The sequence below is a fragment of the Pseudoalteromonas sp. M8 genome, assembly GCF_018141365.1.
GTDB lineage: Bacteria > Pseudomonadota > Gammaproteobacteria > Enterobacterales > Alteromonadaceae > Pseudoalteromonas.
This window is the reverse complement of the sequence record NZ_CP047240.1, coordinates 3,910,137-3,922,868: the sequence shown is the minus strand read 5'-3', so window position 1 is coordinate 3,922,868 and position 12,732 is coordinate 3,910,137. Positions and strand designations below refer to the sequence as shown.

Here is a 12,732-nt window from a genome sequence, read left to right as displayed (position 1 = left end):
GGCAGTGCGATGGCAAGAGATTTTAACGACCAATATTACATCATTTTAAAAAAGTATAGCGAAGTAACATTACACCTTACTGCTTTGCAAAAGTCGGCGGATAGAGATTATGAGTTTGAACAGTTAGTTTGGGGGAAAGAACCGCTTTTCTTTGAAAATAGCTACAAACAAGAAGATATCAAAAGAAATATCAAAAGGCCTATCCCAACCGTTATGCTAAACATGGTGACTCCTATAATTAGTAGCCAAATTAGAGAGCGGCTAAAATTTTTTAATTTTGTCGGGATGCAGCTATATCCAGCTGTGTACATTGACGATGGTGGTAACTATCACGAAGACTATTGGTGCATGAACTTTTGGCAAGAGCTGGATTGTTGGGATAGAGAAAAGTCTAAAACAGAGAAAGCGACGAAAGAAGAATTAGCAGATCCATACTTTATGTCGAGAATTGACGTTTATAAATACCACTTAGATAGTGAAGTCTTGGATAAAATCCCAGAAGAAGAACGTTTGATATTTAAACAAGCTGGTGGTCTGAAGTATGTCTTTGTCCATCAAAAAATTGCAGATATCTTTTTTGAGGAGAAGGCGACAGGCGTTAACTTAGTCAAAGTATCCGACTTTGAAGAAGGGATGCAGTTTTAGTTTTATATCTGTGTAAAACAAAAAATAAAACCCGCGGGAGCGGGCTTTATTTTGCCCTATTTGGGTTCGCTTTCCAATTCCTCATCTGGCGTATCAGGGCGCTGTCGTTCGACAAAGATAGTGGCCAGTAGGGTGGTGATCACACAGGATAGTAAAATCGACTTTAGGATTTCGTAGTTTTTATATACCCAGCTCCAACTCCAAAAGGGTTTCGAAGCTTCTTCTGAAACACCAAAAAAGAGATCCATATAGCGAATCAAGTTTTCACCAAAAGCGGCTAAATCGACCAATACAAATGCAAAGAAAATACCGTATAGAATTGGGTCAGCATGAGTCATATAAATGGATCGCCAATTGTCAGGATTACTAAAGCGCATATACCTTAAGGAAAGTCGAACTCGGTACTTCAGAATCATTAGGGCAATAAAATCACATATCAGGTGTAAGCTATATATGAATGCATTTGTCTGATAGCCAGGTAGTCCTGCTTTGTTAAGATTCATAAAGTAATTAAAAAAACCATATTCAATAAAGCTCAACACCAATAGTATCAGTACAATATGCTTAATATTTTCTTGGCCTCTTAAGAAGAAGCTAGTCATAGCTATGCTACCCATAAATAACAAATGCAGGGAATTTATAGACTGATAGTGCAAACCGATAAAAATAAGGGCTAGGACTACACAAAATAGCAACACAAACCAAGAACGCTTCATTTATTCCTCTCTATTCTGTTGTGTTTCATAACTTAGCCACCTTCCTTTACTCTTGGATCCTCAGCCTGACCACCAGTACTTCCTCCAACCACTTTATTGAAGGAATCGGCTTCCAGCGGTGGTTTTTTATCTGATTGAACTGCTACGCCTTTTACTCTCGAATCGCCGCCTTTATCTGCGTGGCTTCCACCAATCACCTGATTAACTGAGTCAGCACTAAGTGATGATTGTTTACTTGGCGCTGCTGAGTCACTTTCGAGTTTTGGATCTTTTACTTTTGGCCCAAGCGATCCACCAGATACCCTGTTAGCTTGTTTTTGGGAAAGTGCTGTTAAAGTTACGAGTCGGTTAGCTATATTTTTTATAAAAAAGCGCATAATGACGTCCTTTCTAAGTTAAGTTTTGCGGTGTTTAGTTTCCACTCCACTTTACTCCTTAACAATAAAGTTGAAAACATTGTGTTGCAAATGGACCTTATTCGTAACTTTATTGTTTGCCATTGTGGTGAGGGGCAATGAAAGTGCGCGTCTTTCATTAGCTATTATCCTCGTTACTTGATTTGCTATTTCGTGGTGTTGGAGACTTGCGCCATAACTTGGCGTCGTCAATTTTGTCTCTTAAGGCAAGGATTTGTTCTCTAAGTGGATTAAGGTTGATGCCGCAGGCGTCGCACCATACTTCAAAATATTCGTAGGGAAATTTGCTGACGCCTTTTTCGTAGTTTTCGTAAGTGCCACGCTCCACGCCAGCCAAATTAGCCATTTCTTGCGTGGTTTTGCCGGCGACTTTGCGCATGCGGCGCAGGTCGTCTCCTGTAAAGCGCTTATCAAATTTCCCCACCAACTCAATCCTTTTTGCCTGTCGCACTCGCGTCACAAACAGCATTAGTCCCTATGTAGCCGGATGTATGCTATTTGTTTGTCTCTATTGTTCGCTTAACCAAGTTGCATTTTTGTATCTAAACCGTAAACGCGAGTCTATCGTAGAAATTTTCTTTTTCAAGCCTATTCAGTCGAAAAATGAACATTTTGTTGCATTTAATGAGTCTTCGCTCGATTTTTTAGGCGAAGCCTGAGATGAGTAACTCTTGAGTCAACGGAGGTGTTGCTATGATGGTGCTGGCGTTTTTAATTAATTTACAAATAAATTCAAAAAAATTTTCTTCGCGCAGATTTTTGCCCGAAGCTTTTGTTACTTTAGTGTGAAATAAAGTGACATGTTGGAGAGCAATATGGATTATCTACGCCAATATCATGACTTAACGATTTATTACGATGCCCTCAAGAAGGCGGCAAGGCAGGGTGACGAGGTGCCAGACACCACAACCAAATGGTTAGCACTGGTGGAAACAACCTTGTTTGAACTGCAAGAGCTTGCCCATATGGAAAAGGCTTACATGCAGAAGTCAAAAACGATGAATAATCTGGTTGAGTTGGTGTATTCCAGTGCCCCAAGCATGGAGTAACTAAAAGGGTAATTGCTTTTTGAGTTTTTGCGGTGAGGGGGAACGTTTTACTCTAATTTTACGTTCCCCCTTTTTTCTTTTTGTGCCCGTTTATCGCCTGATGTGTAGGCGATAAACGGGTCGTACTACAGTTCGTAAGTAAAACTTAGACCATAAACGCGCGGCTCGCCGTACTGTACATAGGTATTGTCTTGCCAGCCGTCTAGTGGATTATTACCAAACCTAAAGCCACGCACTACAATGTCTTCGTCTGCTAGGTTTCTACCCCAAGCCGTTAATGACCAGTTGTCGCCATAGTAACTAAGGCTTGCGTTGATCAGGTTATGATTGCGCGCTTGCTCGTTGTGACTGTCCGAGAGGTAATAGTTATCTTTGCCTTCCACACCCAATTCAACCACGAGGTTATCCATTAACTCGTAATTGACGGCAAACGAGTATTGATAATTTGGCGCTTGTGCTTGGTCGCGACCATCAAGGTTTAGGCCACTGGCAGCCACAAAGTCTTCAATCTCGGTCTCTAAATAGCCTGCGCTATAGGTAAAACCAAGGCGGTCCGTGTATTGTAGGTTGCCTTCAACTTCTAGGCCATAGTTACTGCCTTTACTGGCGTTGTCGATGTAGCCTGCAAATTGTTGGTTAGAAACTTGCCATTGCTTTAACTGGATATCATCGCGTTGCATATAAAACGCGGTAACACGCACAAGGTGACGTTTGTCTTCAGATTCACCTTTTACGCCAAACTCAGCGTTCCAAACATACTCAGGGTCAAAGTAATGGTGTTCGGCCGGAATGTTTAAACCTTCATCTTTGGCTTTTGCTAGTGCTTCGCCGTTTACACCGCCGACTTTGTAACCGCGAGTAAGGCTGGTGTAGATCATCGTGCGCGGTACAACTTGATATTCAAGTGCAACTTTTCCGCCCCACATTACATCATCGGTTTCAATGGTAAAGCCGTTACTATCTAAATAGTCAGCGTCATATTGCTCCGCGCGAAGGCCACCGATAAGACGGGTTTTGTCAGATAGGTGATGTACGTATTGACCAAAAATCGCTCTACTTTCTACGGTGTATGCTGACGTAAATGGGTTCTCCAGCCAAGTGTAATGACGGGCCAAATCAACATCGTTACGCTTTGCAAAAACACCTACCACCCAGTCATTTTGCTTATCTTTGATTAAAAACTCTATATTGCCATTTTCATGGTTACGCTCGTAGGCATCGGTTGAGCTGTATCCTTCTGGGTGCAAGCCTGCTGCACATAGCGCTGGTTGAGCTGCGTCGTTACATACCCAATCTTCGTCGTAGCTATACAAAGTATCAGCATCTAGCCCAGATACTTTAAATTCGACATTGAATAAGTCTGAGCGAGTGTAAATTCCGCGTAGTGAAAACGCATCGGAGCTGAGGTTGTCTTGGCCCGGGGTATCAGCGACGCTGTTACGTGAATTATCTAGGGTAAAACCGTCGTACCCGTTTTCAGTATCAATATGGTGATAAGCGAACTCTAGTGCGAGGTTGTCGCTCACTTGAGAGTTAAGTTTCACTCTTGCTACTTGCTCGTCTTGTTGCTGAGTGGGTTTGTTTAGGTAGAGGTTATCTACGTAACCGTCAGACTCTCGCTGATAAAGGCTGACGCGCACTGCGGTGTCGTCGCTTAATCCAGTGCCAGCAGCAAGGCCTGCTTCGTAGCTACCATAATTACCAGCACCTAATTTCACTTTTAATGATGGCGCTGTGGTGGCGGCTTGGGTATTTACTTCAACGATTCCAGCTAAAGCATCTGAACCGAATTTAGTGCCTTGAGGGCCGCGATACACTATCACTGACTCAGTATCAAAAAGCAGCGCACTTGCGCCTAATCCTGAATAATTAATACCGTCAATTAATAAGCCAACGCTGGGATAAATAGGATCAACAAACTGTGAACGTAAGCCGATACCACGGATTTGCATAAAGCGACCACGAGATGCACCTGCCGTAAAGTTAACGTTAGCGGTGGCACCTAGTATCTCATCTAAATATTGCGCACCACGCTTAGCGATAGTGAGTTCGTCAACCACAGAAGCGCTTGCACTTAATGTCTGGATAGTTTCATTCTGAAAATCGCCAGTGACGACAATGGTTTCTAGGTTATCGTCGGCAAGTACCTGATGAGAGAAAAATGGCAGCAGTGCCAAGGTGATCGTAGAGAGTTTTAACTTCATGCTTAATCTTTGTCCCATTTTTAATTGGGCACAGTTTAACAAAAGCCAGACCAGTTGACAGTGAAATTGTGTTATATGTTAGCCCGAAAATGTTAAACAAATAGGCCAGATATGAGTTTTAAAGTCGATTTTAAAGTCCGAGATTACGAGTGTGACTTACAGGGAATAGTTAATAACAGCGTGTATTTTAATTATTTAGAGCATGCAAGGCATGAGTTTTTACTGGCGAATAACGTTGATTTTGCAGCGCTTGCTGAGCAAAAAGTGAACTTAGTCGTTATTCGGAGCGAAATGAATTACAAAGACTCGTTACGCCCAGGTGATGAGTTTTATGTTGAAGTCGCACTCGAGCGTGAAAGCAGAGTAAAGTTCGCATTTAAGCAAAAAGTAATAAGAGCGCATGACGATAAGCTCATGCTAGATGCTGTGGTAACAGGGACTTCGGTGAATGAGCGCGGTAGACCGTTTTTACCAGACGCTATTACGCACTTATTTGAAGAGCAGCAATTTGTGAAATAGTTGGTGTTAAAATATTCAGGTAAGACAATTTTACAGAATTTTACTGCAATTTTTGTGTCTTGAAACGTTATAATAAACTCAGGGCATAAAATAGATGGTTTACCATGAAATTCATCAGCATAATCGGCGCAATAATGGCGCTAAGTGGATGTATATCGACAGGGAAGGTAGACACGGAAGCGCTTAAGTATTCCGCTTGGCAGTTACAGAGTATAAATGGTCAACATATTACGCAGTTACAATCAGACGCTGGACTTGGTGAAAAGCCTATTGATATTCGTTTTATCGATGCACTGCAGGTCAACGGTTTTGCGGGTTGTAATCGCTTTTTTGGCGAAGGCGAAATTGTCGAAGGGCAGCTAAAAGTTAAAAACTTAGGCATGACGCGTAAATACTGTGGTGAAGAAATCGCTCAGGTTGAATCACAGCTTATCAACCAATTACAAATTGGTGTATTGCTTGAAGTAAATGCTAATAAGTTGACCTTGAAAGGAAAACCTCAGTTTAGTTTTATTAAACAATAAGCTGAAAATAAGAATTCCAGTGTCAGTGCTTGCGAGCTTTCGTGTTAGCAAGTAGACTGGCGCTAATTCGTTACTTGTCGGAGTGCCTTGAGTTTTTGCAGCAAATTTGTGTGCAGATATTCGGGCTGAGATCGCATTTTGCGGGATCCGTGGACCTGATCAGGTTAATGCCTGCGTAGGGAACAAGACAGCAAACGCGTTGCGTTTGTCTGTAGCAATAGTGGTTTATTGCTATCCACCTTACCCGAGGACTATCCTCGTCTCTCTCCTTTTGGAGATCTGACAAGACACCTTTGTATGAAAATAAGAGGGACGTCATGTCAAACAATAGTAGCAAGCTAAGTCGTCGTGAAGCGCGAGCAGCCGCGGCAGAATTTATCCATAACCTTAAAGGCCAACCTTTTCCAAATTCACATAAAGTTTATGTGGAGGGCGAACAAGCAGGCGTACGCGTTGGTATGCGTGAAATCACGCTAAGTGATTCGTTTGTTGGTGGCACCGAAGAAAATCCGGTATTTGAATCAAACGATCCCATTCGTGTTTATGATACTTCAGGTCCATACACAGATCCTGAAGTGCCGGTTGACGTTCGTGCTGGCCTTCCTAAATTTAGAGAGCAGTGGATAGTTGAGCGCGATGATACCGAAATGCTAGAGTCGGTGACGTCACAGTTTTCTCAGCAGCGTATGGCGGATGAAGGGCTTGACCATATTCGCTTTGAACATTTACCTAAAATTCGCCGTGCTAAGGCGGGTAAAAATGTCACGCAAATGCACTACGCCCGTCAAGGCATAGTGACGCCTGAAATGGAATATGTAGCGATCCGTGAAAATATGGGACGCGCTAAGTTGCGTGAAGAATTGCTCGCGCAGCAACACAAAGGCCAATCGTTTGGAGCCAGTATTCCTGAGTTTATTACGCCTGAATTTGTGCGTGATGAAATTGCCCGTGGTCGTGCTGTACTGCCAAACAATATTAATCACCCTGAGACCGAGCCGATGATCATCGGACGTAACTTCCTAGTAAAAGTTAACGCCAATATTGGTAACTCATCAGTGACTTCTTCTATCGAAGAAGAAGTAGAAAAAATGGTATGGTCGACCCGTTGGGGTGCAGATACCGTAATGGATCTGTCGACAGGGCGCTACATTCATGAAACCCGCGAGTGGGTGGTACGTAACTCTCCTGTGCCTATCGGTACGGTTCCAATCTATCAGGCACTAGAAAAAGTGAATGGTGTTGCCGAAGATCTAACGTGGGAGATCTTCCGCGATACCTTGATTGAGCAAGCTGAGCAAGGCGTGGATTACTTTACTATCCACGCGGGAGTACTACTGCGTTACGTGCCGATGACGGCAAAACGCGTGACGGGTATTGTGTCTCGCGGTGGTTCAATTATGGCGAAGTGGTGTTTAGCGCATCATAAAGAAAACTTCCTCTACACGCACTTTGAAGACATCTGTGAAATCTTAAAGCAATACGATGTTTGTTTCTCGTTAGGTGATGGCTTGCGTCCGGGTTCTATTGCCGATGCCAATGATGAAGCACAATTTAGTGAATTGCGTACCCTTGGTGAGTTGACTAAGCTTGCGTGGAAACACGATGTTCAGGTCTTTATTGAAGGCCCAGGACACGTGCCGATGCATATGATCAAAGAGAATATGGAAGAGCAGCTAAAGCACTGCGATGAAGCACCGTTTTACACGCTTGGCCCACTCACTACCGATATCGCTCCGGGTTATGATCACTTCACTTCAGGGATCGGTGCGGCGCAAATTGCGTGGTATGGGTGTGCGATGCTGTGCTACGTGACACCAAAAGAACACTTAGGCTTACCGAATAAAGAAGATGTAAAAGAAGGTTTGATCACCTACAAAATCGCGGCGCATGCAGCGGATCTGGCGAAAGGCCACCCGGGTGCTCAAGTTCGTGACAATGCGCTATCTAAAGCGCGTTTTGAGTTCCGCTGGCACGATCAGTTTAATCTCGGTCTAGATCCAGAGCGTGCTCGTGAATATCACGATGAGACCTTGCCACAAGAGTCGGGCAAAGTCGCTCATTTCTGCTCTATGTGTGGCCCTAAATTCTGCTCGATGAAGATCACCCAAGATGTACGTGACTATGCGAAAGCGTTAGAAGCGCGAGGCATCGACCCTAATAATGTAGGCGAAGAGATCAGCATTAAAATGGTGGATGTTGAAGCTGAGATGAAAGCAAAATCGGAAGAGTTTAAGCAATCAGGCTCTGAGCTTTACCACAAAGCGATATAACCTATCCCATCATAGCCACCTTGATGCCCGTCGGGTGGCTAATTTTAGGAGTGTAGCTATGTCTACTCAAGCACGTGTTGCTATCTTGGGTTTTGGCTTAACTGGGCGCATCGCTGCATTGATGCTCGCTGAGCGCTATCAAATCAGTGTGTTTGAACAAGCAAAGCAAGGTACGGAGAGCTCAGCAGGTAGTGTGGCGGCGGCCATGTTAGCGCCCTTGGCTGAGTCTGTGATATGTGATGAAGCGTTGGCGCTGCAAGGTCTGGAGTCCATGAAACTGTGGCCACAACTACTGGCGAAACTGGAAAACCCGGTATTTTTCCAGCAACAAGGCTCCCTTATTGTGGCACATGGTCAAGACCGTGGTGATTTAGTGAGTTTTCAGCAGCGCTTAAAACCGTTAAAAGATCATAGCGCGGAAGTGGTAAATGGTGCTCAGATCGCACAATTGGAACCAGAACTTAGTGGTGTGTTCCATCAAGGCTTGTATTTACCTTGCGAAGGCCAGCTTGATAATCAGGCGTTTTATCAAAGTAGTGCGGCAACATTGACGCAGCAAGGGGTAGAGATTAACTACGGTGTTCATTGTGATGAAGCGCAAAAGGCGCAGCTTAGTCAAGCGTATGACTGGGTAATTGATTGTCGCGGTCTTGGTGCGAAAGCCACGTGTAATGGGCTTCGTGGCGTGCGCGGCGAAGTGGCGAGAATTTATGCCCCAGAAGTGACCTTGACTCGACCTGTGCGCTTGATGCACCCAAGATACCCCATTTACATTGCGCCAAAACCAGATCATCAGTTTGTTATTGGTGCGACGGAAATTGAGTCGCAAGATAATGGTGAGATAACGGTACGTTCTACACTCGAATTACTCTCTGCTGCTTATTCAGTTCATCGTGGGTTTGCCGAAGCGCGAGTATTATCTTTATTAGCAGGGCTTAGACCTGCGTTTAAAGATAATCACCCCAAAATTGAACAACAAGGTAATGTGATCAGTATCAATGGTCTATACAGACACGGTTATTTGCTGGCACCGCTTATCGTGAAACAAGCACTATCTAAGGAGTTATTATGAAAGTCGAATTTAATGGCGAAACGATTAATATCAACCGCGAGCAAAATATTCAGGAATTTATTGAAGCCAGAGGTGCCAAACCGCCTTTTGCCGTCGCGCTTAATGGTACTTTTGTTTCCCGTACGGAGCTGCCAAGCGTGACATTGAGCGACGGTGATAAGATTGAGCTTTTATCGCCAATTCAAGGGGGATAAACATGCAGTCTTTGACTGATACTAAGCTCACTATTTATGGTGAACAATTTACTAGCCGCATGTTAATTGGCTCGGCACTTTATCCTTCTCCAGAGGTAATGCAGGCAGCCATCGCCACCTCGGGTGCTGAGATTGTTACTGTGTCGCTGAGACGCCAGCAAACTAAGCAGGCGGGTGATGACTTTTGGTCGCTTATCAAAGAGATGGGACTACGAGTCTTACCAAACACGGCAGGCTGTCACAGCGTAAAAGAAGCGGTGACCTTGGCGCAGATGTGCCGGGAAGTGTTTGCCACGGATTGGATTAAACTTGAACTTATTGGTGATGAATATAACTTACAGCCAGACCCAATTGCATTGCTCGAAGCCACCGAAATTTTGCTAAAAGACGGTTTTAAGGTATTGCCCTATTGTACTGATGATTTGGTGCTGTGTCAGCGTTTGGATGCGCTGGGATGCGAGGTTTTAATGCCTTGGGGCGCGCCGATTGGTACGGGAAAAGGGCTGTTAAATCCATATAACCTGCAAACCATTCGCAGACGTTTGCCCCATCAAACCTTGATTGTCGATGCGGGACTCGGTTTGCCGTCTCATGCTTGCCAAGCACTTGAGCTGGGTTATGATGCCGTACTATTAAATTCGGCAGTGGCAGGGGCGGGCTGTCCTATCACCATGGCAAAAGCGTTTGAAGCCAGCACGGTTGCAGGGCGTCTGTCTTATTTGGCAAAAGCAATGCCACAAAAAGAGGTGGCATCACCTTCTACGCCAACCTTAGGCATGCCTTTTTGGCACACAAACTAACTTGAATTGCGGATAACTATATAAGGAGTTCTCTTTGTCACATATCGTTTGGAGTATTGCGGGTTCTGATTCTGGCGGCGGCGCTGGTATTCAAGCGGATATCAAAGCAACGCAGAGCTTTAATGTTCATTGTTGTACCGTAGTAACTGCGTTGACGGCGCAAAATAGTTTAGGGGTGGAGGCGTTAAACCCGGTTTCGACCACGGTTATCGACTCTCAGCTGACGGCGCTTTCGCAAGATATGCCTGCAACGGTGATAAAGATTGGCATGCTCGCCAATGTTCAGCAGATCCAACTGATTGCTGAACACCTTGAGCATTATAAAGCAACATGGGCAAAACCGCCGCTAGTGGTTTATGACCCAGTAGCTATCGCGACGAGCGGGGATTCATTAACCGAAGAAGACACGGTGGATGCGTTAAAAACCCATTTATTACCGCTGGTGGATATCATTACACCCAATACACACGAAACTCAGCTGCTGACAGGCGTGTATTTGATAGGTCCTGAAGCGGTAAAAGAGGCTGCTGCCAAATTGCGTGAATTCGGTGCAAAGTCGGTGATCATTAAAGGCGGTCATTGGGATTACCCAAAAGGCTACTGCATTGATTATGGCTTAGCGGGAGATACCGAGTATTGGCTTGGCAATGAGAAAATTCAAACACCGCATAGCCATGGTACTGGGTGCAGTTTATCGTCAGTGATCGCGGCATGTATGGCCAAGGAGTACCCATTTAAAGATGCTTTTATTCTCGCTAAAGCATACATCAATGCAGGGCTAAAAGCGGCGATACGTTATGGTGAAGGCGTGGGCCCTGTTGCGCATACGAGTTTCCCAGTTGATCTCAATGATTACCCGCAAGTGATAGAAGCGGGCTCTTGGCTTGCTGATGAACTAGAGTTTGCATTACCTGAGGAGTTTAATTTTGCCGCAGGCTTTGCCAGCATTGACGACCCTATTGGGCTTTATGCAGTGGTGGACAGCGCTGATTGGGTGGAAAAGTGCCTTGCTTTAGGTGTCGATACGGTGCAGCTGAGAATTAAAGATCCAGAGCAAGCTAATCTCGAAGCTGAAATACAAACCGCCATTGCACTTGGACAAAAATACGATGCGAAGGTGTTTATTAACGACTACTGGCAGTTAGCGATTAAACACGGCGCTTATGGAATTCATTTGGGCCAAGAGGATATCGATAAAGCTAATCTTGTTGCCATCCAAGAGGCAGGGCTGCGCTTAGGTATTTCGACCCATGGTTTTTATGAAATGCTCCGGGCACATAACTATCGCCCAAGTTATTTGGCTTTTGGTGCTATCTACCCAACCACGACTAAAGACATGACCGGCCAAATCCAAGGGTTGGAAAAGCTGATGCACTTTGTACCTTTGATGCAAAGTAGCTATCCAACAGTCGCCATTGGAGGCATTGATCTAAGTCGCGTGCCAGAAGTGGCTGCAACTGGCGTATCTAGTATTGCGGTTGTAAGAGCTATCACTGAGGCTCAAGACCCAGAGCAAGCTGTACTTGAATTAAAGCAAGCTATGGCGCGGCATGACTGAACTCAATGACAAAGAGCGGCTAAGGTATAGTCGCCATTTGCTGTTAAAAGAGGTTGGTGAACGAGGCCAACTCGCATTGAAACAGGCGCATGTGGCTGTGATTGGCTGCGGTGGGTTGGGAAGTCCCGCGTTGTTTTACTTAGCGGCGAGTGGCATTGGTAAGCTTACTTTTGTTGATGACGACGACGTGGAATTGTCTAACTTACAAAGGCAAATTCTGTATAAGGTGAACCACCTTGGTCAGCAAAAAGCCAAAGCAGCAGGAAAGGTGCTGGCAAGTCTTAATAACGAGATCACACTAGTACCAATAAATGCGAGATTGACTGATAAGAACGTCGCCGAGTTACTCCGTGATGCCGATATTGTCTTGGATTGCAGCGATAACTTTACTACCCGTTATTTGCTCAATAGGTATTGTCATCAAGCGAGCAAGGTGTTGATAGCTGGCGCTGCGATTGCCACGCAGGGCCAACTCATGTGCTTTGATTTTAGGGCTGAGTCACCTTGTTATGCTTGCGTTTTCCCTGAGGGTTCGCAAACACCAGTGGAGAGTTGTGACAACTTTGGCGTCATTAGTCCATTACTGGGTGTGATCGGCGCGCAGCAAGCTTTATTGACCATAAACGTGCTACTTGGACATCACCAAGGAAGCGTATTTTGTACGCTAGATGGTATGAGTTTGCAGCAAAAGCAGTATGGGCTCAGTAAAAACCCCGAGTGTGATTGTTGTGGCTTGAGATAGTTTCAAGCCACTAATACCAATTA

General features: G+C 44.7%; 14 protein-coding genes and 1 riboswitch. Of the genes, 10 read left to right on the top strand and 4 right to left on the bottom strand.

The window, feature by feature from the left end; genetic code table 11:
• Positions 1-9: 9 nt before the first annotated feature.
• A complete protein-coding gene (locus GSF13_RS22455; protein ID WP_211867151.1) occupies positions 10-645 on the top strand; it encodes a DUF1629 domain-containing protein in 636 nt (211 codons plus the stop codon).
• Positions 646-701: 56 nt separating this feature from the next.
• Here GSF13_RS22455 and GSF13_RS22450 read toward each other — a convergent pair whose 3' ends face one another.
• The 3 genes from GSF13_RS22450 to GSF13_RS22440 form a co-directional block, all read right to left on the bottom strand.
• Positions 702-1,361, bottom strand: coding sequence for a hypothetical protein (locus GSF13_RS22450; RefSeq protein WP_211867149.1), 660 nt, complete (start codon positions 1,359-1,361; stop codon positions 702-704).
• A 32-nt stretch (positions 1,362-1,393) separates the two neighbouring features.
• Positions 1,394-1,738, bottom strand: coding sequence for a hypothetical protein (locus GSF13_RS22445; RefSeq protein WP_211867147.1), 345 nt, complete (start codon positions 1,736-1,738; stop codon positions 1,394-1,396).
• A gap of 157 nt (positions 1,739-1,895) precedes the next feature.
• Entirely contained in the window at positions 1,896-2,246 is a 351-nt protein-coding gene (locus GSF13_RS22440) for a helix-turn-helix transcriptional regulator (protein ID WP_206473006.1), read from the bottom strand.
• Between the two features lie 346 nt (positions 2,247-2,592).
• Between GSF13_RS22440 and GSF13_RS22435 the strand changes: the two genes are divergently transcribed.
• Complete coding sequence (locus tag GSF13_RS22435) at positions 2,593-2,826, top strand: hypothetical protein (protein WP_010607079.1); 234 nt, start codon at positions 2,593-2,595, stop codon at positions 2,824-2,826.
• 125 nt (positions 2,827-2,951) lie between these two features.
• Here GSF13_RS22435 and GSF13_RS22430 read toward each other — a convergent pair whose 3' ends face one another.
• The gene (locus GSF13_RS22430; protein ID WP_206473008.1) at positions 2,952-5,030 is read right to left on the bottom strand and encodes a TonB-dependent receptor; all 2,079 of its coding nucleotides are present in this window, start codon (positions 5,028-5,030) and stop codon (positions 2,952-2,954) included.
• Positions 5,031-5,141: 111 nt separating this feature from the next.
• Between GSF13_RS22430 and GSF13_RS22425 the strand changes: the two genes are divergently transcribed.
• The 8 genes from GSF13_RS22425 (at position 5,142) to GSF13_RS22390 (ending at position 12,709) form a co-directional block, all read left to right on the top strand.
• Positions 5,142-5,549 carry an acyl-CoA thioesterase gene (locus tag GSF13_RS22425; protein WP_010607081.1) on the top strand — a complete coding sequence of 136 codons (408 nt, stop codon included), beginning with the start codon at positions 5,142-5,144 and terminating at the stop codon, positions 5,547-5,549.
• A gap of 104 nt (positions 5,550-5,653) precedes the next feature.
• Complete coding sequence (locus tag GSF13_RS22420; RefSeq protein WP_010607082.1) at positions 5,654-6,073, top strand: META domain-containing protein; 420 nt, start codon at positions 5,654-5,656, stop codon at positions 6,071-6,073.
• A 68-nt stretch (positions 6,074-6,141) separates the two neighbouring features.
• A riboswitch (TPP riboswitch) is annotated at positions 6,142-6,272 on the top strand.
• A gap of 118 nt (positions 6,273-6,390) precedes the next feature.
• Positions 6,391-8,343 carry a phosphomethylpyrimidine synthase ThiC gene (thiC, locus tag GSF13_RS22415; protein ID WP_010607083.1) on the top strand — a complete coding sequence of 651 codons (1,953 nt, stop codon included), beginning with the start codon at positions 6,391-6,393 and terminating at the stop codon, positions 8,341-8,343.
• Between the two features lie 58 nt (positions 8,344-8,401).
• Positions 8,402-9,415 carry an FAD-dependent oxidoreductase gene (locus GSF13_RS22410; RefSeq protein WP_211867145.1) on the top strand — a complete coding sequence of 338 codons (1,014 nt, stop codon included), beginning with the start codon at positions 8,402-8,404 and terminating at the stop codon, positions 9,413-9,415.
• On the top strand, positions 9,412-9,609 hold the full coding sequence (thiS, locus tag GSF13_RS22405; protein ID WP_010368823.1) for a sulfur carrier protein ThiS: 198 nt from the start codon (positions 9,412-9,414) through the stop codon (positions 9,607-9,609). The genes GSF13_RS22410 and thiS overlap by 4 nt, the downstream gene beginning before the upstream one ends.
• A gap of 2 nt (positions 9,610-9,611) precedes the next feature.
• Positions 9,612-10,409 carry a thiazole synthase gene (locus GSF13_RS22400; protein WP_211867143.1) on the top strand — a complete coding sequence of 266 codons (798 nt, stop codon included), beginning with the start codon at positions 9,612-9,614 and terminating at the stop codon, positions 10,407-10,409.
• 34 nt (positions 10,410-10,443) lie between these two features.
• Positions 10,444-11,967, top strand: coding sequence for a thiamine phosphate synthase (gene thiE, locus GSF13_RS22395; RefSeq protein WP_211867142.1), 1,524 nt, complete (start codon positions 10,444-10,446; stop codon positions 11,965-11,967).
• Entirely contained in the window at positions 11,960-12,709 is a 750-nt protein-coding gene (locus tag GSF13_RS22390) for a HesA/MoeB/ThiF family protein (protein ID WP_211867139.1), read from the top strand. The genes thiE and GSF13_RS22390 overlap by 8 nt, the downstream gene beginning before the upstream one ends.
• Positions 12,710-12,732 lie beyond the last annotated feature (23 nt).